This window comes from Vibrio sp. 1874 (assembly GCF_033344395.1).
Taxonomy (GTDB): Bacteria; Pseudomonadota; Gammaproteobacteria; order Enterobacterales; family Vibrionaceae; genus Vibrio; species Vibrio alginolyticus.
Genome location: NZ_JAWPOR010000003.1, coordinates 83,778 through 108,947, shown reverse-complemented (window position 1 = coordinate 108,947; position 25,170 = coordinate 83,778). Strand labels below are relative to the sequence as shown.

General features: G+C 44.2%; 21 protein-coding genes and 1 riboswitch. Of the genes, 10 read left to right on the top strand and 11 right to left on the bottom strand.

The window, feature by feature from the left end; translation table 11 throughout:
• Positions 1-135: 135 nt before the first annotated feature.
• From mukB to cmoM, 4 genes are read right to left on the bottom strand one after another with little or no spacing between them, the layout of a single operon-like run.
• Complete coding sequence (gene mukB, locus R8N46_RS07890; RefSeq protein WP_213972330.1) at positions 136-4,599, bottom strand: chromosome partition protein MukB; 4,464 nt, start codon at positions 4,597-4,599, stop codon at positions 136-138.
• A gap of 2 nt (positions 4,600-4,601) precedes the next feature.
• The gene (gene mukE, locus R8N46_RS07885; protein ID WP_213972288.1) at positions 4,602-5,327 is read right to left on the bottom strand and encodes a chromosome partition protein MukE; all 726 of its coding nucleotides are present in this window, start codon (positions 5,325-5,327) and stop codon (positions 4,602-4,604) included.
• On the bottom strand, positions 5,308-6,645 hold the full coding sequence (gene mukF / locus R8N46_RS07880) for a chromosome partition protein MukF (protein WP_017634722.1): 1,338 nt from the start codon (positions 6,643-6,645) through the stop codon (positions 5,308-5,310). The genes mukE and mukF overlap by 20 nt, the downstream gene beginning before the upstream one ends.
• A gap of 2 nt (positions 6,646-6,647) precedes the next feature.
• Positions 6,648-7,439: a tRNA uridine 5-oxyacetic acid(34) methyltransferase CmoM gene (gene cmoM, locus R8N46_RS07875; RefSeq protein WP_025998624.1), complete on the bottom strand. Its 792-nt coding sequence runs from the start codon at positions 7,437-7,439 to the stop codon at positions 6,648-6,650.
• Positions 7,440-7,553: 114 nt separating this feature from the next.
• On the opposite strand from cmoM, the gene elyC reads away from it, so the two are divergent.
• Positions 7,554-8,339, top strand: coding sequence for an envelope biogenesis factor ElyC (elyC, locus tag R8N46_RS07870; RefSeq protein ID WP_213876627.1), 786 nt, complete (start codon positions 7,554-7,556; stop codon positions 8,337-8,339).
• Positions 8,340-8,410: 71 nt separating this feature from the next.
• Here the strand turns inward: elyC and torR are convergent, their stop codons facing one another.
• Positions 8,411-9,121, bottom strand: coding sequence for a two-component system response regulator TorR (torR, locus tag R8N46_RS07865; protein WP_005378370.1), 711 nt, complete (start codon positions 9,119-9,121; stop codon positions 8,411-8,413).
• 266 nt (positions 9,122-9,387) lie between these two features.
• On the opposite strand from torR, the gene torD reads away from it, so the two are divergent.
• The 5 genes from torD to R8N46_RS07840 all read left to right on the top strand — a co-directional run bounded on the left by torD (position 9,388) and on the right by R8N46_RS07840 (position 13,734).
• Positions 9,388-10,035, top strand: coding sequence for a molecular chaperone TorD (gene torD / locus R8N46_RS07860; RefSeq protein WP_017820035.1), 648 nt, complete (start codon positions 9,388-9,390; stop codon positions 10,033-10,035).
• A gap of 468 nt (positions 10,036-10,503) precedes the next feature.
• On the top strand, positions 10,504-11,508 hold the full coding sequence (purR, locus tag R8N46_RS07855) for an HTH-type transcriptional repressor PurR (RefSeq protein WP_005378368.1): 1,005 nt from the start codon (positions 10,504-10,506) through the stop codon (positions 11,506-11,508).
• 287 nt (positions 11,509-11,795) lie between these two features.
• Positions 11,796-11,885, top strand: a riboswitch (cyclic di-GMP riboswitch).
• Between the two features lie 116 nt (positions 11,886-12,001).
• Positions 12,002-12,592 carry a TfoX/Sxy family DNA transformation protein gene (locus R8N46_RS07850; protein ID WP_005378367.1) on the top strand — a complete coding sequence of 197 codons (591 nt, stop codon included), beginning with the start codon at positions 12,002-12,004 and terminating at the stop codon, positions 12,590-12,592.
• A 114-nt stretch (positions 12,593-12,706) separates the two neighbouring features.
• Positions 12,707-13,393 (top strand): TVP38/TMEM64 family protein, encoded by a 687-nt coding sequence (locus R8N46_RS07845; protein ID WP_005378366.1) that lies wholly within the window; start codon positions 12,707-12,709, stop codon positions 13,391-13,393.
• A gap of 20 nt (positions 13,394-13,413) precedes the next feature.
• A complete protein-coding gene (locus tag R8N46_RS07840; RefSeq protein WP_017820033.1) occupies positions 13,414-13,734 on the top strand; it encodes a DUF2007 domain-containing protein in 321 nt (106 codons plus the stop codon).
• A gap of 31 nt (positions 13,735-13,765) precedes the next feature.
• Here R8N46_RS07840 and R8N46_RS07835 read toward each other — a convergent pair whose 3' ends face one another.
• From R8N46_RS07835 to topA, 4 genes are all read right to left on the bottom strand, one after another.
• The gene (locus R8N46_RS07835) at positions 13,766-14,569 is read right to left on the bottom strand and encodes an alpha/beta fold hydrolase (RefSeq protein WP_005387891.1); all 804 of its coding nucleotides are present in this window, start codon (positions 14,567-14,569) and stop codon (positions 13,766-13,768) included.
• A gap of 109 nt (positions 14,570-14,678) precedes the next feature.
• Positions 14,679-16,136, bottom strand: coding sequence for a glycogen synthase GlgA (glgA, locus tag R8N46_RS07830; protein ID WP_017820031.1), 1,458 nt, complete (start codon positions 16,134-16,136; stop codon positions 14,679-14,681).
• A complete protein-coding gene (glgC, locus tag R8N46_RS07825; protein WP_017634726.1) occupies positions 16,126-17,343 on the bottom strand; it encodes a glucose-1-phosphate adenylyltransferase in 1,218 nt (405 codons plus the stop codon). Before glgC ends, glgA begins: the two co-directional genes overlap by 11 nt.
• A gap of 608 nt (positions 17,344-17,951) precedes the next feature.
• Positions 17,952-20,582, bottom strand: a complete 2,631-nt coding sequence (topA, locus tag R8N46_RS07820) for a type I DNA topoisomerase (protein WP_005378351.1) — start codon at positions 20,580-20,582, stop codon at positions 17,952-17,954.
• Positions 20,583-21,016: 434 nt separating this feature from the next.
• On the opposite strand from topA, the gene R8N46_RS07815 reads away from it, so the two are divergent.
• The gene (locus tag R8N46_RS07815; protein ID WP_005387884.1) at positions 21,017-21,265 is read left to right on the top strand and encodes a YciN family protein; all 249 of its coding nucleotides are present in this window, start codon (positions 21,017-21,019) and stop codon (positions 21,263-21,265) included.
• A gap of 63 nt (positions 21,266-21,328) precedes the next feature.
• Here R8N46_RS07815 and aroA read toward each other — a convergent pair whose 3' ends face one another.
• Both aroA and R8N46_RS07805 read right to left on the bottom strand, forming a co-directional pair.
• Positions 21,329-22,609 carry a 3-phosphoshikimate 1-carboxyvinyltransferase gene (gene aroA / locus R8N46_RS07810; RefSeq protein WP_005387883.1) on the bottom strand — a complete coding sequence of 427 codons (1,281 nt, stop codon included), beginning with the start codon at positions 22,607-22,609 and terminating at the stop codon, positions 21,329-21,331.
• 290 nt (positions 22,610-22,899) lie between these two features.
• A complete protein-coding gene (locus R8N46_RS07805) occupies positions 22,900-23,376 on the bottom strand; it encodes a glycine zipper 2TM domain-containing protein (RefSeq protein ID WP_005378348.1) in 477 nt (158 codons plus the stop codon).
• Positions 23,377-23,415: 39 nt separating this feature from the next.
• On the opposite strand from R8N46_RS07805, the gene aat reads away from it, so the two are divergent.
• From aat to infA, 3 genes are all read left to right on the top strand, one after another.
• A complete protein-coding gene (gene aat / locus R8N46_RS07800; protein WP_005387881.1) occupies positions 23,416-24,123 on the top strand; it encodes a leucyl/phenylalanyl-tRNA--protein transferase in 708 nt (235 codons plus the stop codon).
• The gene (locus R8N46_RS07795; protein WP_005378346.1) at positions 24,120-24,821 is read left to right on the top strand and encodes an arginyltransferase; all 702 of its coding nucleotides are present in this window, start codon (positions 24,120-24,122) and stop codon (positions 24,819-24,821) included. Before aat ends, R8N46_RS07795 begins: the two co-directional genes overlap by 4 nt.
• Positions 24,822-24,902: 81 nt before the next feature.
• The gene (gene infA / locus R8N46_RS07790) at positions 24,903-25,121 is read left to right on the top strand and encodes a translation initiation factor IF-1 (RefSeq protein WP_001040192.1); all 219 of its coding nucleotides are present in this window, start codon (positions 24,903-24,905) and stop codon (positions 25,119-25,121) included.
• Positions 25,122-25,170: the final 49 nt, after the last annotated feature.

Below are 25,170 nucleotides of genomic sequence, written 5' to 3'. Positions count from 1 at the left end.
TCCTCGTGAAGTTCCGCTAATAAGCCGAGACTGCCGTCCTACAGTCTCGGCTTATCTTATGTAGTTCGAAGCCTGCCTCGCAAACAGATACAAAAACGCCCGCGTTCATTGCGGGCGTTTTATTAGATTCGGAGTTTACGATTCAAACTCTTCAATCATCTCTTGCGCTTCAGTCTTAGGCTTATCCGTTTGACCAAAACCACGCAGACCAACTACGTGTACGTGCTCGTGGTCTTTAAACACCTTACGCACCAGTTTGTAGGTCGTACCTTTCTCTGGGCTGATGTTTTCAGGCGCCGCGATGAGAAGCTGCATATCCAGACGGTCACACAATTCGAACAATGTCGCGATCGATTTCGCATCCAGACGCGCGGCTTCATCCAAGAAGAGCAGACGACAAGGCACAATGTCTTTGCTGCGTAGACGACGAGACTCTTCTTCCCAGCTTTGAACAACCATCAGAAGGATTGACTGACCGGTACCGATCGCTTCACCTGTTGATAGCGCGCCAGACTCAGCCTGTAGCCAACCATCTGTACCACGGTTCACTTCTACACTTAGCTCTAGGTAGTTACGGTAATCCAGTAGCTCTTCACCCAGAACCTGAGGAGAACGTTGACCCATATCGATGTGTGGGTTCACACGTTGGAACAGCTTCGCCATTGCTTCAGAGAAGGTAAAGCGGGTCGATTCAAACAGGTCTTTATGTTGCTCTTGTTGTGTCGCTAAACCGTTCAGTAGCACTTCGTGACTTTCACGGATCTTCACGTTTAGACGTACGCCCTTCACCTGACCAAACGAAATGTTCGACAAGCCTTGGTTCAGCATGCGAATACGGTTTTGCTCACGCTGAATCGTCTTCTTGATGATGCTCGCTACTGACTCAGAGCTGATCGCTAGACGGTTTTCACGTTGCGTTAGCTCTTCCGTTAGACGCGCCAGCTCGACTTCCATCTCTTCGATTGCTTCAACTGGGTCATCAGTACGGATGATATCCTGACGAATACGCTCACGAAGGTGTTGGTATACAGCAATATAGAACAGAACTTTACGCTCTGGACGTGCATTACCTTCTGATAGACGCAGCGCATCACGCAGGTCGTCATTGTTCGCAACCGCTAGACGCAGCGCACCCAGTGATTTATCCGACATCGAACGCAGTTCATCCGCTGACATGTAAGCCAGTTCACGCTTGTGTAGACGACGCTCAACATCATTCTCACGCGCCAGACGAAGTACTGAACACCAGCCAGCTTTCGCAGCAACCACGAACGTACGCAGCTCAACGTATTCTTTCTGAACTTTCTTCAGACGTTTTGCCAAGCCTTTCATCTCTAGTTCAGTAGAGGTGATCGTGCGCTCGTATTCGCTCTTACGGCTGCGAGACGAGTGTAGACGCTCGTGCAGTTCGTCACGACGACGCATTGCGCGCTCTTCCGCACCTTCGTCAGCGTTCACGCCAAACTCTTGAAGTTCTTGTTTGAACTCTTGAACCGTTTCCAGTTTCGCTTGGTGTGAACTCTTCAATGATGCCAATACTTGGTTGTATTGGTTCATTTGACCTTGCGATTGCTTCAACTCTTCACGAGAGCGAGTACGCATTTGTTCAGCTTGAACCAGTTTAGCTTTTAACTGCTCACTCAGTTCGCTACTCTTGTTCAGTAGGTCTACTGAATCTGAGTAAGCGAAGTAGTGACGACGTTCAACGAGATCCGAGAGTGCAAAGATTTGCTTCTTAAGATCTTGTAGCCGCTCGTCTGCCGCTTTGTATTCTGCTTCTAGTGCATCGAATTGCTCTGGGTCAGCATCAAGCGCAGACGCAATATTCTCTAATTGCGTGACGGCTTTTGCATGGTTGTTTAAGAAGTTTTTTGCCTCTGCAAGCTGAGCGATTTTCTCTTCTAGCTCATCAAAACGCGCTTGCAATGACTCATCTTCAACAAGCACCATGTGTGACGCTAGCTTGTCCAGAGAAGACAACGCTTGCTTGCTGGTTTGAAGCTGAGAACGTTGTTGTTGCTCTTTCGCATCCAGATCCGCCAGCACACGAGCAATTTGGTTACGCTTATCACGAATAGTTGCCAGTGCTTGTTCTGGATCGGCGTCAAAAGCAACCTGAATGTGGTTAGACACAAATAAGTTAAACGCTTGGTACAAGCGCTGCATTTTCTGAGAATCAAACGCCGCTTTTGCGTGTTTCTCTACCACTTCTTCTCGTTCGTTACGCAGCAACTCTAGACGCTGCTCACGTGCCGCACGGCCAAACAATGGGATCTCAGGCAAGCGAGAGTAACGCATTTGGCGATCGTTCATACGAACGCAAACCGCGCCCTCTAACTCTTCTGCATCGAACGAGCTGTCATCAAAGGCATCGATGTCACCTTCAATGATGTACAAGTCTTCTGGACAGTCGTCTAGCTCTACCAGTTTTTCTTCGATGCCTGACAAGTCAGAAACAACGATAGCGTGACGAGCCGGCCCGTACATCGCACTGAAGTAAGGCGCGTCATCAATCGTGATGTCATCGTAGATCTCAGACAGCAATACACCGCCCAGCGTATCTGCCAAACCTTTCAGGCGAGGGTCATTTGAACCACCAGGAGAAGCAAGACGCTCAATCTCAGAGTCTAGCTGGCTACGGCGCTCAGCAAGCTTATCTTTAGCTAAAGACAGCTCCCTTTCTTGTTCAAGGACAACTTGCATGTGGTTCATTACCGCATGGCGATCCTCAAGCTCTTCACCGCTCTGCTCTCTCAGTTTCTCTAGCGCATCGTTCGCCGCAATCCAAGCTGGTGCTATTGCTTCAAGCTTACTGATTTCTGCCACCGCGTTTTGCTCTAGACGGCGCTGTTCACCACGCTGATCACGAACTTCTTCTTGAGCTATCTCTAGTGATTCGATTTGCGTCGCATGACGTTCACGTTCTTGTTCAAACGTAACCTCATCGGTTAGTTCAACGTGATATTGCTTTTTGTATTCAGCAACCAGTTCACGTGCTTGACGCTGCTGGTTAAGGCTGCGTTCGAGATCACGGTGTTGTGCTCGCCATTGCTGTTCGTTTTGCGCGATTTGTTGTGACTCACGCGCTTTCGCAATTGCGGTTTTCGCATGTTCAGACGCGTCTTTGCGCTCAACTTGACCAACGATGCTTTGTACTAGTTTAAGCGCGGTTTCAAACTGCTCTGCCGCTGCAGAAGACATGTCCAGCTTGTGCTTAACCGATAGCAACGCATTGGTGTTTTCTGATTCTTTGCTCTTAAGCTCAGAGACAAGCGCTTGAGCCGATTCCGCCGTTAGGCTGTCATCGCCAAGTAGCTTCTTCGCTTTCTCCAGCGCTTGAACTGCTTGTTGATATTGAAGGGCGCGAGTTTGCTGAACGTCAAGAGCTTGCTGGTAATCAGCAAGTTGCGTCTTAAGGCTATCCACCTCTTCTTCTGCAACGGTAGCTTGCTCTTCAGCCATCATCACGCGTTCTTGCGCTTCTTCCACTACCATCATTTGTTCTTCAAGACGCTCGCTCAGCTCTTCAAGATCTTCTTGGTAGCGTTCGATCTTCTCTTGCTGACGCAGCGCGTTTTGCACCAGTTGCAAGTGATCAGAAGCCGCTTGGTAGTCTTGCTCTAAAGAAGATTCTGATTCGATCAGCAGTTCCAGCTCTTCTTGAACGCGGTTAAGCAGATTGTTTTGCTCAATCAAGGTCTCGCGAGAACCAAATAACTCTGAACGCAAAGACAATGTCTGTTCTAGTTTTTTACGGCGCTCGTTGGCATGGCGCATATAGTCCGCTGCCACGTAGTTGGTCGACTCTGTAATCAAATGTTTGAACAAGTCACGGTCTGCTTGCGTAGTTTTGATCGCTTCTAGCGTCATGCGGTTTTCACGCAGCGCCGATTCCATATCTTGGAACGCTTTCTTCACGCCGCCGTTTTGTGGCAGAAGGTAGTCACGTAGCGAACGGGTAATCGCACTTGAGATACCACCGTAAAGCGATGCTTCGATCAGGCGGTAGAATTTAGAACGGTCACCAGAGTTACGCAGTTTCTTCGGAATCACACCGAATTCAAACATTTGTGCGTGGTAATCCACGATAGAAGAGAAGGCTTTAAATTGAACGCCTTCAAATTCTGCGATTGATTCTTTTACTTCATTGATTTGACGTACACGAGCTTGAGTCGCAGATACGCTTTCAACCAAGATATCTGTTGGTTTCACATGGCTTGGAAGACCTTGGATAACAAACGGTTTGATATCTACTTTCTTATCACGACCTGCAACTTGCTGCAGTTTTACTGCGAACAATAGGCGTTGGTTACGTGAGTTAACCACGTCAAGCGCCGCATAACACGCGCCCGGCTGTAGCTTACCGTACAGACCTTTGTCGCGAGACGATTGGCTGCTGCCTGCTTCTGTCGTGTTACGGAAGTGCAGTAGCGTTTGGTCAGGAATCAATGCGGTGATGAACGCCGCCATTGTGGTTGATTTACCTGCACCGTTACCACCTGATAGCGTGGTGACCAGACCATCGATGTCAAACGTACGGGCAAAGAAGCCGTTCCAGTTGACCATGGTCAGCGATTGGTATTTACCGCGTTCAATCATGCTCATGCTTCACCCTCTTCTGTCGTTTCTTCTTGGGCTTGGTCGTCTTGATCTTCTTCAGACAATAGGCTGCCTTGGCTTGGCTCTTTGGTGTGCACTACTGCTTCACCATCACGGATCAGACGCAGTTGCGCTTCACGCATGTCATCGCCAATACGTACATCGGCACCAAAGCGGAATACCGCTTCACTGATGCTGAACTTACCGGTTTCACCGATGTTGATGATCATGCCTAGGCGACGCAGACGACGAAGTGACGTACGTACTTTTTCAAACAGCTTTTCTTTATCAAGGTCAGAACCGGTAGCACGGTTCGTCACTAGCTTCATCAGCTTATTTTCATCTGCTAGAGCAAGCAGTTCGTCGTACAGCTCTTGGTTAGTGAAGATGCCTTCGTGCGCAAGACGCTCTGGGCTTAGATAAAGGAAACACAGTACCTTACCCACCAGCATATCCAGTTCAGAAAGAACACTACGGCCAATCAGAGATGTTGAACGTGGACGAAGGTAGAAGAAACCTTCTGGCGCTTTCACCAATTCGGTGTTGTAGCGTTGGTAGAAAGAAGAAAGCTCAAGTTCGAAATCCGACAACAACGCGTGGTTGTCTAGATCTTCACTTGAGATATGACGCCCTGCTCGAAGCATGCTGTCTAGCACTGGGAACAGAGGGTTAGAAATTGCTTTTGCCAGATTCTCTGACATGTATTCATTAGTATCGGTCGATGACATTCGCTTGTACCTTTGCCCCAAATTCGTTGATTGCTTTCCAGTCTGGTTGAATCGCTTGGTAATCCGATTCTGAATACCCTAGACGTACAGCTTGATCGACGATAATGCGAGCTAAATCAAAATGATGAGTGTAAGGGTGCTGTGCAAGGTAATCTCGCAGTACCACACTCAAATCGATTGGTGTGCCTTGATCTTTATGCGCTTTTAGCATGTCACCAATTCGTTCAGACAACTCATCATTGACTTGTTGAAACTCTTCGTATTCTACTTCCATCGGAACTTGACCCGTGACCTCGTCATCACGCAGTACTAGGGCCTCATCACGAAGGTCAGAAAGCCTCTCCGCATCTGCATAAGTCAGATACCAAGGCGCATCGAAGTAATCTTTGACGGATTGACGAAGACGCGAGCTAAACGCACGGTTCTTATCCATATCGATTGCAGTACGAATAAACTTGTGCACGTGTCGGTCGTAACCAATCCAAAGGTCGATAGCTTGCTGGCCCCAGCTTGTGATTCGGTCCAGCTTCATTTGCAGACCAAACAAGGCTTCTTCGATAAACTCCAGCTCAGGGTCACCGTAAACAATTTCTTGAATATCGAGGATCTGAGTTTGCAGTTCATCACTGGCGGCTTGCAGCGTATCTTGAAGTTCACGCAACGTGCTTGATGTTTCTGACAGAAGTGCTTCACAGTTGTTGATCGCTTCACGCCAGTCTTTGTTAAGCAGGTCAGCAATCTGTTGTTTCACTGACTGTTGCTGCTCATCCATAACACGTTGGTTGAGGTCAATTTGATCGAAAATTTCGCCTACAGAATATTTTAAAACACCGTATACGTTTTTCTTCCAGTGACCCGGTGTGCCACCTTTTTGCGCTGCCTCAATCGCTTTCGCCATTTCATCCGCTACCATGGATAGCTGGATAGATAGACGCAGTTTTGAGAACTCACGATGACGCACGTAGTAGTCGGTTATTCCTATCGCTAATGGCGACAAGCGGTAAATGCTCGCTCCGTCAGTAATCTCACTGACAAAACGGCTCATAAGACGCTGCTTAACCATCTCGTTGATCGCATTGTTCGCACGAAAAGCGGAGGCTTCGCCGGTCTCATCAAATAGTCGAGTGACGATGGCAAATGCATCATGCAGTTCACCTTCACCCAGTTCTTCATCGAACCTTTCATTACTCAGTACGGCAATGGCTATCAAAAATGCCAATCGCTCTGTGGTCAGGTTCAACGAGAAATCGTGCTGCTTAACCCAGCCAACCAGCTCATCGATTGGTTGCTCTGCAGCATTGAGAGTCATCTCACTCATTGTTATTCCTGTTTATCGTTCTTTTTAGCCCACACATGAATGTAGCGGCCTAATGAGAGGTATGGCTCTTGTCGACAAAGTTGTTTTTCTAGCGCCAACACATCTTCAAACTCGTAATCACCCATGTATTCCATATTGCCTATGTAATCACTAAATGAGCGAATACCAGATTTGCCACAAATATTAAAACCTGAATTTTCTATCCACTGGTAGACTTCTTCAGGTTTTAAGCCTTTTTGCGGCTGTAGTTTAAATCTTTTTCGGTGAGGCATGCCGTCTAATATATGAGGAATGTTGCCACAAACCACGTTTTTATAGACTAAACCGTGGTGGTTGTAGAACATGACTGATGCGATGCCTCCCGGTTTTACTTGTTCTAGAACTGTTTCAAGTGCGGCCTTAGGATCAACCAGCCACTCCATCACAGCGTGGAACATAACCAGATCGACCTGTACATCCATATGTTCACCGATGGATTGGACAGGCGAATGAATCAGGCGATACTGCTCAAGCAAACCGTTTTTTTCAATATCCTGCTTAGCCAACTGCAGCATTTCCGAAGATAGATCACATAAAGCGATTCGATGTCCGAGCTTAGCAAGCTTTTGCGACATTTGTGCCAAACCACCACCAGCGTCTAACACTTCTAGGGGTTGCTGGTCAGCATCTAATTCACTTAGAATCTGTAGAAAATCTTCCCACACAATGATTTGGCGGATCTCCCCTTTATCGGAGCCGTAAATATTTTTTGCAAATTTGTGGGCGATATCGTCGAAATTGCGGTCTTCTGTCACTTCTGCTGAGTTATCATAACGGATTGTGCCGCTATTCTGGCACAAGGAAAGCAGGAATAAAGAGGGATACCCTCATTTTTATTATCAATTGATGTTTTTTCGGACTATTTATGTATGTTTGAGCTGAAAAAAGTAGTGTCAGCCATGCTTATGCCCCTTCCGGCATTGCTGCTGATAGGCTTGTTGGGTCTTGCTCTCATTAGTTTTACTACAAAACGTAAAACTGGCTGCTTCGTTGTTCTATTCTCTTTTGTTGGCATTTTTCTTGTTGCCTTCCAACCTGTTTCAACCAAGCTTCTTATGCCGTTAGAGCGAGAGCATAAAGCCTTTTTGCCAGTTTCTGGCACCATCGACTACGTGATGGTTTTAGGGAATGGTCATGTTATCGATGACGAAATTCCACCCACCTCGCAGTTAAGCCGTGCAGCATTAATGCGCTTAACTGAGGGCATTCGTATTTTAAGAATGTATCCAGGCGCGAAATTAATCTTATCCGGCTATGCTGGCGGATCTGAAATTAGCCACGCGCGAATGATGGCGAACGTTGCCCTTGCGTTGGGCGTCGCGAAATCCGATATCATTTTATTAGAAGATGCGAAAGATACGTGGGAAGAGGCGCGTCAAGCGGCTGCATTCGTTCAACAAAAGGAGATTGTGTTAGTCACTTCTGCGAGTCACATGAACCGTGCATTGTATGAGTTCAACGCAGCAGGCATTAAACCAATCCCAGCCCCGACCAACTTCTTAGCTATTAGCGAGATAAGTCAACCTTGGGATAAATACTCACCTAAAGCGCGTTACTTAGAACAAACAGAGCTTTATTGGCATGAGTACTTGGGCAGTATTTGGCAAAGGTTGCGTGATACTGTCGGCCAAACACCAATGGTTGAAGCAAACTAGTATTATCTTGAAGCCACAAAAAAGGAGAGCCGAAGCTCTCCTTTTCTTTTTACGATTGAGTTATGTTCAAACTAGTCACCAGCAAACATATAGCCTTCGCCGTGCACCGTTACAAAAATCTGTGGGTTCTTAGGATCGAACTCCATTTTTGCGCGCATACGTCGAATAAGAACATCAATGGTGCGGTCATTCGGCGCATCCACTCGATGGCTGATCATGTTCAAAATACGCTCACGACTTAACACCTGGTTAGGGTAAGACGATAATGCCACCAAAAGTTCATACTCTGCTTTAGTTAGTTTTACTGGCTCACCGTTGCGGCTAAGTGCGCGACGTTGAATGTCGAATGTCCACTCCCCAAAGCGCACAATGTGCTCTTCACTGGTTTCATTCGCTTTCGAACTGCCACTGCGCGCTGCTGAAATACGCCACAGCAAGTTTTTAACGCGAACTAACAGCTCTCTCAGTTCAAAAGGTTTTGTCACATAATCGTCAGCACCCATTTCTAGGCCTACGATTTTATCAATGCTATCCGTGCGTCCTGTTACTAATATGATACCAATATCCGATTGGCTACGTAACTCACGAGTAAGCATCAGGCCGTCTTCACCAGGCAGGTTAATATCCAGCATGATCAGGTCTACATCGCCCGCTTGCAAAACTTCACGCATTTCTGCGCCACTCTCTGCTTCGCTGACTTGGTAGCCCTCATTTTGGAAATATCCCGCAAGCTTACTACGAGTTACAACATCATCTTCTACGACTAATACGTGATAGCTCATTTACACCACTTTTCTGTCTTCTTATTATCCAAGACGTATTCTATTCATAACTAGTAACATTTCTAGTCATAGATACATTAAAACGCAAGATTTAGCGTTTTTATTGATTCAAAACAAGCTTGCCCATTGCTATTAATAAACGGTCATTTTTGACCATAAAACATAACAATTATAGTTACTGCTATTCATTTTAATTGATTACACTTAGGGGATATCCCTAATTGACTTTGTGATGCATGACTTGAAGCATCATTCAGGAGCCCAAAATGCAAGAAGTGAAAGCTTTTAATGAGAAACGCGCTGAAATTTACTGGTGGTTTTCGAGCTTGTTCGCAAAAGAACTAACAGAGAAAGAATTGGAAGCCTATCACAGTGTTGAAATTCGCAGTTTTCTCGCAGGTTTAGGTGAAAATGAGTCGCTAAAACCAGCCGTTGATAGCCTAGTTGATGCATTGAATCGGTTACAAGATCGTGAAGATGCACAACTAGAGCTTGCAGCTGACTTTTGTGAACTGTTTTTGAAGACAGAAAAATACGGCGCTCTTCCTTACGCATCCATGTACATTGGTGAATCAGGTTTACTGAATGACAAGCCAGCTGAGGAAATGGAAAAGTTGATGGCTGAATTTGGCGTTCAAGTAGACGAAAACCTAAAGGAACCTGCGGATCACTTAGCCGTTGAGCTCGACTTTCTCGGGAACATGATTATCCGCTCAAACGAGCTTGAACAAGAAAAACACATGGAAGAAGCCTTCGTTAAACAAAACGACTTTATCCAGCAACAATTGATGTCTTGGTTACCTCAGTTTTCAGACAAATGTAAACAATTCGACGAATTTGGATTTTACTCGAGTGTCGCGAAACTATTAGTTGCATTTTGTAAACTAGACAGCGCCTACCTTCTTGGTGAATAATTGCCGCCTATTTTTAGGGAGCCTGCCTATCGGGCTTCCTGTATGCCTGAAAGTGACCAATTGTAAGTAACTTGGGTATAATATTCGTTTGCCTTAACTTAGCGCAAAGACGCTTGGTTATTTAGCAGTCAAAATGTGACTTCAAATACACAAATCTCTTGCTGAAAACATTGCTAGTCAGTCCACATAGGGCTAAAATGTGAGCGCAAACGATTAAATATGATTTATATGTAAACCGCTGAAATATAGCGGTTTTTGTGTTTTCTTAACAGGTTGATGGCAATTTCTCATCAGATAGAAAAAAGATAAAATTCATCGACCGATGCTGCTACGTACCCTTTTGTCGCACTTGGATCAACCGCTGCCGAGACACTTAGCGCCAATTTTATATTGCTAGGTGTGAAACCATTAGAGCATCAGGTACATCCAATACGACATATTTCAGTAGCTCGATACAGGACACCATTTATGGCCACGATAAAAGACGTTGCTCGCTTAGCCGGCGTTTCCACTACGACAGTTTCGCACGTTATCAATAAAACGCGTTTCGTTGCAGAAGCAACGCAAGAAAAAGTAATGAAAGCCGTTGACGAGCTGAATTACGCGCCAAGTGCCGTTGCACGCAGCCTAAAATGCAACTCAACTCGTACGATTGGCATGTTAGTAACTCAATCAACTAACCTATTTTTCTCAGAAGTGATTGATGGCGTTGAGAGCTACTGTTACCGCCAAGGCTATACTCTGATTTTATGTAACACAGGCGGGATTTACGAAAAACAACGCGATTACATTCGTATGCTGGCTGAAAAGCGCGTTGATGGCATCCTAGTGATGTGTTCTGACTTAACCGAAGAACTAAAAGAGATGCTTGACCGTCATGCGGACATTCCTAAAGTGGTCATGGATTGGGGCCCAGAGAGCTCACAAGCAGACAAGATCATGGATAACTCAGAAGAAGGTGGCTACATTGCAACCAAACATCTGATTGACAATGGTCATACGGATATCGCTTGTCTAAGCGGTCATTTTGAAAAGCTTGCTTGCCAAGAGCGCATTGCAGGTTTCCGTCGCGCAATGAGCGAAGCGAACCTAGCTGTAAATGAAGACTGGATCCTTGAAGGTAACTTTGAATGTGATACGGCCGTATTAGTTGCAGATAAAATTACCGCAATGGACAAGCGCCCGACGGCGGTATTCTGTTTTAACGACACAATGGCTCTAGGCCTAATGAGCCGCTTGCAACAAAACGGGATCAAAATTCCTGAAGATATTTCAGTGATCGGCTACGACAACATCGAGCTTGCGGAATACTTCTCTCCACCGCTAACGACTATCCACCAACCTAAACGTCGTGTTGGTAAAAATGCATTCGAAATTCTACTTGAGCGTATCAAAGATAAAGAACACGAAAAACGAATTTTCGAAATGCAACCTGAGCTTGTAATTCGAAATACTGTGAAAAAAATGAACTAAATTTCACTGTATTTAACCGTGTTAAATAAGCGCTCTACAGGGGCGCTTATTTTTTTGGAAAAATTAAGCATTCTCTAATACTTCACACCACTCTAATAACAATTGACTAACGTTAACTCCCTGTTTTATATAAATGTAATATATATTAAGAACTCCTTTTCAAAGGCCAATTTGCACCTTTCCATATGCAAAATAGAGCATTCAATCTATCATTTTTATTGAACCGAAATCACACTTTTAACGCTAAACCGTGATGTTAATTCAATATAAGAAGTATGCTCATTGTGTCACGCACAGGGCAAACCATTCGAAAGAGTGGGACGCAAAGCCTCCGGCCTGAACCATATTACGATATGGAAGGTAGCGGGGTTACCGATGGCAAGTGTGTAAGCAATGACTTTACTCTGTAATGACATTGTTTTTACGCATGTTTGCTACTCTCTCGGACCTGACTTTTGGTGGCGTAATATTAATTACACCGAGATAACAAAACATGGATAAACCGATACTCAAAGACTCTATGAAGCTATTTGAGGCACTTGGTAATATCAAGTCGCGCTCAATGTTTGGTGGCTTCGGACTATTCGCTGATGAAACAATGTTTGCACTAGTGGTAAACAATCAGCTTCATATCAGAGCAGACCAAAAAACTTCATCTGACTTCGAGAAACAAGGGCTAAAGCCTTACGTTTATAAAAAACGTGGCTTTCCAGTCGTTACAAAGTACTACGCTATTTCCAGCGATTTATGGGAATCAAGCGAACGCTTAATCGAAGTAGCGAATCAATCATTGAAAAAGGCAAAGCTTGAGAAAGAACAGCAAGCAAGTACAAAGCCTAACCGTTTGAAAGATTTGCCTAACTTACGACTGGCTACCGAGCGCATGCTAAAAAAAGCCGGCATCGAATCCGTAGAGAAGCTTGAAGAGGAAGGTGCGCTTAACGCCTATAAAGCGATAAGAGATACGCACTCTGCAACCGTCAACATTGAGTTGCTATGGGCACTAGAAGGTGCTATCAACGGCACTCATTGGAGTGTGGTACCTCAAGCTCGCCGAGATGAGTTGATGAACGGCCTCCAATAAAAGTCGGCCTAAAAACTATCTTGTAAAACCGCAGTCTAATCTGCGGTTTTTTTGTGAAATTTTTTCGGTTTTCCTACTGTCTTATTACATATATCCCAAATTGGAATCAAAATTATGAATAAGAAACTGATATTAGGTCTCATCCTACTAGCGGCTATCGTCTTTTTAGGTATTAACTTTGGCCAGTATTTAACCTTAGAGAATGCAAAAGCCCAACAAGAAGCACTAACTACATACATCGATCAGAATTTTGTATTCTCGGCTGCGATTTACTTTTTTACCTACATTGCAATTACCGCTTTTTCTATCCCAGGAGCGGCAGTAGTCACCTTACTTGGTGCAGCCTTATTTGGTTTTTGGACAAGCTTGCTACTGGTTTCTTTCGCTAGCACTATGGGGGCAACACTGGCCTTCTTGAGCAGCCGATACTTATTGCGTGACTGGGTACAAAACAAATTCGGAAATAAACTCAACGCAATTAATCAAGGTGTCGAAAAAGACGGAGCTTTTTATCTATTTTCCTTGCGTCTAATCCCTGTATTCCCTTTCTTTCTAATCAACTTACTGATGGGCTTAACGCCGATGTCTGTAGGTAGATTTTATCTCACTAGCCAAATAGGTATGCTGCCAGGCACAGCCGTATATCTGAATGCAGGTACTCAATTAGCAACAATTGAAAGCCTATCGGGCATTGTTTCACCCGCAGTATTAGCGTCTTTTGCGCTATTGGGACTATTTCCAATCATCACTAAATGGGTTATGAATAAAGTAAGGCCGACACCAAGTCAGCAAAACTCGTAATTGGTGAAGTGGGTATTTTGATGAAAATATTTATCGCTAAAAACCCAGCAGAAGCACACATTGTATGTGAGCTGCTTAAAGTGGAACAAATTTACTGTGAAGTTCGTGGAGAAGGTATTTTCGGCTTAAAAGGAGAACTGCCGTTTGGTGATGATACCGATCCTTATGTGTGGCTTTTTGACACTGCACAAAAGATGAAAGCTGAAGAAATAGTAAAAGCATATCGAAAACAATCCGATAGGCATGAGTATCAAGATTGGCAATGCCCAAAATGTCATGAAATAAACGAAGGGCAATTTGGTGCATGTTGGCAATGTGGATATCAACTAGGAGAGCTATAGCGGCTCTCCTATTCAGTGGATGCACTCAGTTTTAAGCACATACAGCTTGCTGTTTAATAAACTCGATGGAGTGTTGATTGAAGTCTTCTGGACGCTCTACATTGCATACATGACCACAATTCGGGATTTCTCGTAGAATGCTGAGCTTATGTGCTGCAACCATTTCTTTGACAGGTTTAATAAACATGTAATCCCTGTCGCCCATTAAGTAAAGAGTCGGAATGGGTAACTCTCGATCTTTAAAATATTTCATTAACGGATTTACATCAGCGGCGAGAATAAACCAACGTTTAAATTCTTTTTGGCAAAGCTTCTTGGCTTCGCGAATAAAAAGGTGGCGAGATTCTCGTTGGCTTCTTTGAGGCATAACAATATAAGCGAACAGTTTGTAGAGCCACATGTACGGTAGGATATGCTTACAAAAATTACCTAATTTCACCAATATCTGAGAACGAGTGTTAAGCCTTGTGACAGCACCGCCGAGCACCATCGAACGTACGCGCTCTGATGACAATTCAGCAAGGTTTCGAACAATAATAGTACCAAGCGACATACCGACAAAATGAGCGGATTGGATCTTTAAATGGTCCAATACTTTCAAAATATCTTGGGTAACTTCCGTAAAGGTATAACGGCTAGCAATGAGCTCTTTAAGTAACTGATTTGACTTTCCATGACCTCTTAAATCGATCAGCAATAAGTTAAAGTGTTGCTTGTAAGCTTTAATTTGCTTGAACCAGATAGAAGAGCTACCACCAGCACCGTGCACAAATACAACCCACTCATGACTAGTAGGGTGCAAATAGGTTTTATGAAAAAGTAGCGGCTGGGTCATATTGAGTATCAAAAAGATCGTGCTATTGAGTAAAAAGCCATCCTACCACACTCCCCTTACTCAAGATAATAAAGGCACCTCATTCGGTGCCTTTCGTTACAATTTTAAGTCAAACTAACGCTGAGTGGTAAAGCTGCAAATAAGATTCTGCGGCCTTTTGCCAACAAAAGTCTTGTTGCATCGCGTGCAACTGTACTTTATTCACTTCAGGCTCGTTTTGAGCGTAGAGCAACAGTGCCCTTAGCATCGTTAACAACAATGCCTGCGGTGTCGGTTCGAAAAAAACAAACCCCGTTGCTTCAGATGGGTTTACATCATAATCGCTAACGCTGTCCTTTAAGCCACCAACACCGCGTACTATCGGTAATGTCCCATAAGCCATACTATAGATTTGGTTTAAGCCACATGGTTCAAACTCAGAAGGCATCAAGAAGAAATCAGAACCAGCTTCAACGATATGCGCAAGTTCATTGTCATACGCTTCTACAAAGGCAAATTTGCTAGAAAACTGCGCGGCAACCTCTCGTAACTGAGCGGCAAGAACAGGGTCTCCGGTCCCAACGACAACTAGCTGAACATCGTGCTTCAAAAAATCGGCCAAAGCAGGCAACAAGTAATGAACGCCTTTCTGCTGGGTCAACCGACAAACCATACCGAACATAGCTACATTTTTTTCGGGCAAATTTAGTCGTTGTTGTAATGCTTTTTTACAAGCTTTCTTCCCTTGCGACATACTTTGCTGGTCGGCGCAGTAATTAACCGGCAAGTAGGTATCAGTTTCCGGATTCCAAGCGCTGTAATCACAACCATTCAAGATGCCGACTAAGTCCTGCGCACGTTGCTGAAACTCCCAAGCCATGCCGTGACTGCCAAGCTCTGTTTTTAGTTCCTCTGCGTACGTAGGGCTAACCGCGTTTATCTTATCTGCATTCATTACACCAGCTTTAAGCATCGTAATATGCGTTGCACTCACCGCAGCATCGGGAACGTTTCTACAATGAAACTCTGGCAAACACTGCACGTCTTCATAACTAAATACGCCTTTAAAGACCGCATTGTGAATTGAAATGACGCTTTTAGTATGAGCAAAAAACGGATCATTGCCATACCTGTGCTTGAGCAAAAATGGAACAAGACCTGTGTGCCAATCGTTCGCGTGTATGATATTAGGTTGAAAGGCGAGCTTGGGTAACATATCGAGACATGCTGCACTAAAAAACGCAAAGCGCTCGCCGTTATCAGTATACGCTTGGTTGTTCTCCGCATACATTGATGGTCGATTGAAATACGGCGGACAATCAATCAGGTAAACAGGATTTTGACCTAACATGAGCCGCAAAACTCGATACTCCGTATGCGGCCATGATGTTAATTCTGTTTCTAATACAACTTCTGCGTCTGCGAGTTTATCAATACTACTGTACGCAGGGATGGTAATTCTTACGTCTTGCTGTAGGTTTTGAAGGGCTTCCGGTAGTGCCTTGGCAACATCTGCCAAGCCACCACTTTTAATGAGGCCTTCAACCTCAGAAGCTACAAACAGAATAGATAAGTTGTTAGTAGCCAACTCGAGCTCCTTTCGGAATAACAACAATGCCCTCCTCAGACACGTGGAAGTGTTTTTTATCTTCTTGAAGATTCACACCAATCTGAGTACCAGGAGCAATATCGGCATCCTTGTCGACAATCACACGACGTAAAACACAGCCTTCGCCAATTTTTACGTCACCAAGAAGTATACATTCGCTGATATCGCAAGCAGAAGCAATATTACTGCGAAAACCAAGCACCGACTTTTCGATTCTTGAGCCTCTAACATAGCTGCCATTACACACTAAACTATCGATTATCTGCACACGACCATTATCAGAGTCGGTAAATGTCGCAGGTGGCAATGGTGGGTAGTAGGTGTGCAATGGCCATTTACGGTTGTACAGCGAAAATGGAGCATCTTTTTCTAGCAGATCCATATGCGCTTGCCAGTACGCATCAATAGTTCCGACATCACGCCAGTACACCTCTTCTTTTTCGCCACTGATTTTGTTGGTACTGAAGTCATACACGAACACATCACCTCTAGGGAACATCTTTGGAATGATGTCCTTTCCAAAATCATGTGATGAAGCTTCATTATCCGCATCTTCGACCAACTCTGAGAACAGTACCTGAGCTTCAAAAACATAGTTACCCATTGAAACTAAAGCGTAATCAGGGTCACCAGGAATCGACTTTGGATTTGCTGGTTTTTCTTCAAAGCCAATCATACGACCTTCACTATCCACTTCGATAACCCCAAATTGCGACGCCTCTTTTAGTGGCATGCGCAATGCAGATACCGTCAGAGAAGCCTGCTTTTCTGAGTGGAAGTTCAGCATTTGTTTGATATCCATCTTATAGATATGGTCAGAGCCAAAAATACAAACTTGCTCTGGTTCCTCTAATTCCATAAAACGCAGGTTTTGATAGATCGCGTCCGCCGTCCCTTCGTACCAACGTTTACCAGTACGCATTTGAGCGGGAATAGGATCGATAAAGCGGTCTGTAATGCCGTTGATGTTCCACCCCTTTTTTAAGTGATGGAATAAAGATTGAGATTTAAATTGGGTTAGGACGTAAATGCGCATCAGATCCGCATTAACAAAATTGTTTAGAGCAAAATCGATCAATCGATAACTACCACCAAACGGTACCGAAGGTTTACTGCGAGATTCCGTTAAAGGTCTCAAACGAGAGCCTTCACCACCAGCAAGAATCATTCCCAAAACACCAGCCATTTGTTGTTCTCCATATCGTTATAGCTTGGATTTGGTACTCGCTTGAATGAGTCATACTCGGGGAGTCAAGCGAATACATTTAGCAACCGTCTCTGAGTTTCTGTGAACTCTTACAACACGGATAAAAAAGCTACGGCACTTCCAGTATGCAACGTCCACTCTTTCCTTATTTTTTGACGCAAACAATGCACACAGTTGCACTAATTTTTGTAATAAATTATCTAAGCGGGTTCTAAATTACAATTTTTAATACGCCATTCTGTGTACCATACAGCTCTTGCGTACTCAAGACGATATCTAGATCACACATGGAAAAGCAAACGATTACATTGTGAAAACAATTTACGAACGGATTCACTACACCACCGATTTTTTAGCCCAATGTATAACAAATATGTGAATGCAAAATGAAAGTTACAACGAATATTTTTTACATAAAAAATACATCAGCGACTACGAAATATTGATGCTGGGATCTTCTCGCGTCAGCAAAACTCAGTCAAAGCAGCAAAGATCTATACGAACAACACAGTGGCCTTTACGCAAAAACAAAACGCAAAAAAGGCAGCGATATCGCTGCCTTTTTACATTACTTAGATCGTACGTTATTATGCTTTCGCTTTTTTACGCTTATCAGTGACTTCCCACTTACCGTCAACAAAGAGCGCTGTCCAACCAGATGGTTTGCCATTCTCTTCCGAACGAACGTAGTTCTCTTTTGTTTTGCGACTAAAGCGTACGACTGCAGGACGACCATCAGGATCTTCTTGCGGTGCGGTCGCTAGGTATTTGAACTTCTCAGGTAAACGCTCTTCAAAACGTGCCAGTTCAGCAACCAAAGGAGCACGTGTCTCGCGCGATTTCGGGAAGTTGCTTGCCGCCATAAATAGACCTGAAGCACCATCACGAAGTACGAAATACGCATCTGAGTTTTCACATGGCAACTCGGGGAAATGAACAGGATCTTCTTTCGGTGGCGCGACTTCGCCATTCTTAAGAATCTTACGAGTGTTCTTACACGTTTCGCTCGTACAATCCATGTATTTACCAAAGCGACCGTTCTTAAGCACCATATCAGAGCCACATTTGTCACACTCAACAACTGGACCATCGTAGCCTTTTACTTTGAACTCGCCGTATTCAACAAGGTAGCCTTCACAATTCGGGTTATTACCACAAACATGCATCTTACGCTTGTCATCAATCAGGTATGCGTCCATCGCTGTTTCACAGATCGGACAACGCTTTTTAGCACGAAGAGCTGCGGTTTCAACGTCTTCTTCTAGAACGTTAATAATACCTTCTTCGTCACCCAAGTTGATGGTTGTCTTACAACGCTCTTTTGGTGGTAACGCGTAACCTGAACAGCCTAAGAACACACCTGTCGAAGCAGTACGGATGCCCATTGGACGGCTACACGTCGGACACTCGATATCCGTCATGACGATGTGGTTTAACTTCATACCGCCTTCTGACTCATCCAGCTCCGCTTTTTCAAGATCGCCAGTAAAATCAGCAAAGAAGTTGTCTAACACAGCTTTCCAGTTCACTTCACCTTCAGCGATTTGGTCCAATTTCTGTTCCATACGCGCAGTAAAGTCGTAGTTCATCAAATCGTTAAAGCTGTCATCAAGGCGGTCAGTAACAATTTCACCCATTTTTTCAGCGTAGAAACGGCGCTGATCAACTTTCACGTAGCCACGATCTTGAATCGTAGAAATGATCGATGCGTAAGTCGACGGACGACCAATACCTCGTTTCTCCAGCTCTTTAACCAGTGCTGCTTCAGTGTAGCGCGCAGGTGGCTTTGTAAAGTGCTGTTTAGGGTCAAGTGACTCTAAGCTTAGCTTATCGCCAAGTTGTACCGCAGGAAGGATTGTATCCTCGTTTTTGCCCATTGGACGCTGTACACGAGTCCAGCCGTCAAATTTAAGGATACGGCCTTTCGCTTTAAGCGTGTATTCTGCCGCTTTTACACTGATGGTTGTTGAATCGTATTCTGCTGGCGTCATTTGACACGCTACAAACTGATTCCAAATCAAAGCGTAAAGTTTGTGCGCATCAGCATCGACACCTTGCAGGTCTTCCGCCTTAACACCCACATTTGAAGGACGGATCGCTTCGTGCGCTTCCTGTGCCCCTTCTTTGCTACCGTACGTCAATGGTTTCGCTGGCAGGTACTTATCACCAAACTCAGAACCAATAAAGTCACGTACAGCGTCCACAGCCTCGGCACTTAGGTTAGTCGAGTCAGTACGCATGTAAGTGATGTAACCGGCCTCATAGAGGCGCTGAGCTAGCATCATGGTCTTTTTCACGCCGTAGCCCAGACGTGTACTCGCTGCCTGTTGAAGCGTAGAGGTGATGTAAGGTGCTGAAGGCTTGCTCTTTGTAGGACGGTCTTCACGCTTACATACTTCGTAACTTGCATTCTCAAGTACAGACATCGCTGCTTTGGTTTCTGCCTCATTAACTGGCTTAAACGCAGAACCGTCTTTCTGCGCAACAAGCAGTTTAAAGTCCGCTTTGTCTTTCGTTTTCGTATTCGCATGAATGTCCCAGAATTCTTCTGGTACAAACGCGTTAATCTCACGCTCACGCTCAACTAACAATTTCACCGCAACAGACTGCACTCGACCAGCAGATAAGCCACGAGCCACTTTTTTCCAAAGTAAAGGTGAAACCATAAAACCAACGACACGGTCCATGAAGCGACGTGCTTGTTGGGCATTTACACCATCCATGTTCAGCTCGCCAGGTGTCTGGAAAGCTTGTTGGATCGCGTTTTTCGTAATTTCGTTAAAAACTACACGTTTGTATCGCTCTTCATCGCCACCGATGATCTCACGAAGGTGCCATGCGATTGCTTCCCCTTCGCGGTCCAAATCGGTTGCGAGATAAACGCAATCTGCGTCTTTGGCGAGTTTTTGTAGTTCGTTGACAACTTTTTCTTTGCCTGGAAGGATTTGGTAATTCGCTTCCCAGTCATGATATGGGTTAATCCCCATTTTTTTGATCAACGCTTTGCGGTCTTTCTCTTTTTTAACGCGCGCTTTCTCTTCCGGACTCATCCCTTTAGTTGAGATGGCTGCGGCTTTTTTCTCACCAGTGCTTTGACCGGCCGTAGGCAGATCACGCACATGACCAACACTAGACTTAACAATAAAGTCTTTACCAAGGTACTTATTTATCGTCTTTGCCTTGGCTGGTGACTCCACTATAACGAGTGATTTACCCATAACTGACTCTAACGTCCTTCATAATAATGCGGGTAGAAACCTTGTTTAAAGGCCACCCGCATAATGTTCTATTTCATTGCTTCTTTTTTTACTATTGTGCGAGATGAAAAGAAGATCAACTGCTTTTTTGAAATTCAGATCCGATTGGTTGACAATTCATCGTCTTTATACTTCAAAGAGACAGGGTTCTGAAAGGTATTGAGCGGCATATCTAAACAGGCAAACTTAGCATCCGCTAATCCAATGCAATAAATTTTGTTACCCATCACAAAATAGTTTGGTTCAATGCTCTGCCATCTTCCTCCGCATCATGCTTATACTCTAAAAATTGATCTGTTTAGTCTTACTGAACGATTGACTGAATTAATCATGCAAACCCATTTTAGTTGTAGGTATACTCAGCATTCTTAACTAAATAGAATGGTAGAAAGAATATGTCTGATAGAACGTTTATCGAAGAGTTCGACCTTCTTTTGATCGCTAACCAAATCATCCAAGAGCACGATGATTACATCGAGGGAATGCGAGCAACAAGTGTAGAAGAAAAAGAAGGTGTTTTAGTTTTTAAAGGTGAATACTTCCTTGATGACAAAGGTTTACCAACTTCAAATACGACTGCAGTATTCAATATGTTCAAATACTTAGCGCATCACCTTTCTAAGGAATTTACGCTGGTTAAATAGTATTGGGAAACAAAAAAGCCAGAGTGTTATTCACTCTGGCTTTTTTGTTTTAGGTCAGAATATTTAGCAGCTTAAAGCCTTAAGTTTGTCGAAGTAGTCAGGGAACGTTTTCGACGTACACTTTGGATCGTTAATCGTCACAGGCGTATCACTAAGTGCCACCAGCGAAAAACACATCGCCATTCGATGATCATCGTAAGTATCAATCGCAGCATGCTTTAACTGAGAGACAGGTTTGACGATGATGTAGTCTTCCCCTTCTTCCACTTCCGCACCGACTTTACGTAACTCAGTCGCCATAGCTGACAAACGGTCTGTTTCTTTTACACGCCAGTTATAAACGTTACGAATAGCGGTAGTGCCTTCGGCAAATAGCGCTGTTGTCGCGATGGTCATTGCAGCATCAGGGATATGGTTGTAATCCATATCGATGCCTTTCAATTGACCAACACGTGAAATTACGTAGTCATCACCCCATTCAATTTCTGCACCCATTTTTTCAAGCGCATCAGCAAATTGAATATCACCTTGAATGCTGTTTTTACCGATACCCGTGACTTTAACTTCTCCACCTTTGATGGCTGCCGCCGCCAAGAAGTAAGAAGCAGAAGACGCGTCACCTTCAACCAAGAAATCACCTGGAGCGATGTATTGCTGACCGGCTGGGATCACAAACTCTTGATAGTCGTTGTTGATCACATCGACTCCAAACTGCTTCATGATATGCAGGGTGATATCGATATAAGGCTTAGAAACCAAATCGCCTTCGATGTTGATGCGAATTTCACCTTCAGCCAATGGCGCAGACATTAAGAAAGCGGTCAAGAACTGACTTGAAATGGACCCATCGATAGAAACTGTACCTGCTTTTAGGCCAGTACCAATTATTTTGAGAGGCGGAAAGTTCTCGTTTTCCATGTACTCAACGTTCGCACCAGCATCTTTCAGTGCCGTGACAAGGTGACCAATTGGACGCTCTTTCATACGAGGTTCGCCCGTCAGTACATACTCCCCTTCTCCAAGACAAAGAGCCGCAGCTAATGGTCGCATCGCAGTGCCAGCATTGCCGAGAAATAACTCTACCGGCTCTGAGACAGAAAATGGACGCCCAAGGCCTTCAACGAGACATTCTGTTTTATCTTCGGAAAGTTGGTATTGAACGCCTAGTTTAGTCAGCGCATTCAGCATATGACGGATATCATCACTGTCGAGGAGATTAGTAAGGCGAGTTCTGCCTTTAGCAAGAGCAGCAAGTAAAAGAGCTCGATTAGAAACGCTTTTAGAGCCAGGAAGGTTCACTTCCCCTTGAATTTTATTGATAGGTTGTAACGTTAGGCTTTCCATTAAAAGTTGATAATCCTTTGTGCCCTCAACATACGATTTTTTATGAGGGCTAAACAATTCTTCGTGAATTCAGACTACCCAAAAAAACACGACAAAACCAGAGTAAATCGGTGCTAATTTATGAATATCCTCAAGCAGCCTAAAGATACAGAATTAAAGGCATTGCCAGCGATGTAAATCAGAGCGAAAGAAGCACGGCGAAACAGCAAACTATTTCGACTTTATTTGACGATAAGCCAGCCCGACTGTACATGCCTGATTAGGCTTCGTTAGGCTAAAACAACCTAGGGTTAATAAGTGATATCAACCCTGACTCCATCATCAAAATATAAAATACGAACTTCATCCCCTCGACTAAATAACATATTTTTATCAACATCTTGGATGACATTAATTAGCTTATCACCCTTCACTTTGATGAGTAGCTCAACTAACTTATATTCAACCGTGTATTGGTAATTACTTTGGTTTTGAGCAACTGCGGCACCTGCAAGCGCACCCACTGCCGTCGCGACTTCTCTTCCCGTACCGCCACCAAATTGATTACCGACTAAACCACCGATAGTGGCACCAAGTAGTGTCTTCCAACCGTTACTTTTCGATTGAACAACCTCTTGTTGAGTAATATAACGGACAGAGTCAATCTTCCCGTAAACTACTTCATTAACTGGCTTGGCAACATTTCTTTCATAGGCTGCGTTGGCGACAAGTGGTAAAAACAGTATGATCCCAAGCCATACTTTTACGATATTTCTTAACCAGGTCATCATAAACTCCTCTGACTCCAATGTTGGTAACGACTTCTTATGGCTATTTATTTAACTGAACTCGATGAAACGTTCAACTTTCCCTCACCCTATAAAGCACTCAGCGACCCCAATGGCTTGCTGGCTTTTGGTGGTGACTTAAACCCCATGAGAATCCTCAATGGTTATTATCAAGGCATTTTCCCTTGGTATGGTCCTGGTGAACCTATTTTATGGTGGAGCCCTTCTCCGCGCGCTGTGTTTGACCCATTGCAGTTTAAGCCATCTAAAAGTCTCAAAAAATTTCAGCGTAAACATAACTATAAAGTAACACTCAATTTCGCGACAGAAGAAGTGATTAGACTATGTTCTTCAACACGCCCTGCAGAGGAAACATGGCTCAACGAGGAAATGCAAGCTTCCTACATTGAGTTAGCCAAACTTGGTCACTGTCACTCTGTAGAAGTATGGCATGACAACAACCTGATTGGCGGACTATATGGCATCTGCGTGGGCCAACTTTTTTGCGGGGAGTCGATGTTTAGCCTAAAAGATAACGCATCCAAAATTGCATTGTGGTACTTATGCAACCATTTGGCGTCAAAGCAAGGTCAATTAATCGATTGCCAAGTTATGAATTCTCACTTGGCATCACTTGGCGCATTTGAACTTGAGCGTGACGAATTTATGCAAAAACTACTATCTTTAAGAGAAAAGCAAACACTATTTGATGCCTATCAGCCCCAAGTTTTGCAGGATTCAGTATGAGTACGGATATACAACATATTCGAATAGGGTTGACGAATAATCACCCTTGTAGTTATTTGCCTGAACGGCAAGAGCGGGTTGCGGTGGCGCTTGATGAAAGGCTGCATACTGAAGAAAATTACCAGTTGCTCATGGCTAACGGTTTTCGTCGTAGCGGAGATACCATATATAAACCGCATTGCGAGCATTGCACCGCTTGCCAGCCAATTCGAGTCTCGATTCCAGACGTTAGATTATCAAAAAGTCAGAAGAGGCTGCTTAATAAAGCACAGTCTTTACGCTGGGAAATGAAACCTGAAATGGATGAGGAATGGTTTGAGCTTTACAGTCGGTACATCTGCAAACGGCATAAAAACGGCACTATGTACCCACCAAAGCGTGATGAGTTTGCTCGATTTGCTCAAACTAGCTGGCTGACAACGTCGTTTTTACACATTTACGATGAATCAGATCAATTGCTCGCCATTGCGGTGACAGATTTGATGCCACAATGCTCGAGTGCTTTTTATACTTTCTTTGACCCTGACTACGAGTTATCTCTTGGCACGTTAGCAGTGCTTTATCAAATTAAATACTGCCAAGAAAACAAACAACAGTGGCTATATTTGGGATATCAGATTGATGAGTGCCCAGCAATGAGCTACAAAACACGCTTTCAACGCCACCAAAGGCTAGTAAATCAGCGTTGGCGAGGGTAGAATACGCCTCAACTTTACATAATTACTATTTAGCGGCAGAATATAGCCCGCTAATATTGCCTAATTTCTAAAGAGGATTAAATGGCTAAAGAAGACGTAATCGAGATGCAAGGCACTGTCCTTGACACTCTACCAAACACTATGTTCCGTGTTGAACTTGAAAACGGTCACGTTGTGACTGCTCACATCTCTGGCAAGATGCGTAAGAACTACATCCGTATCCTAACGGGTGACAAAGTAACTGTAGAGATGACTCCATACGACCTGTCAAAAGGCCGCATCGTCTTCCGCGCTCGTTAATCTCTGATTTTCGGATGCAATAAAAAACGGAGCAAGCTGCTCCGTTTTT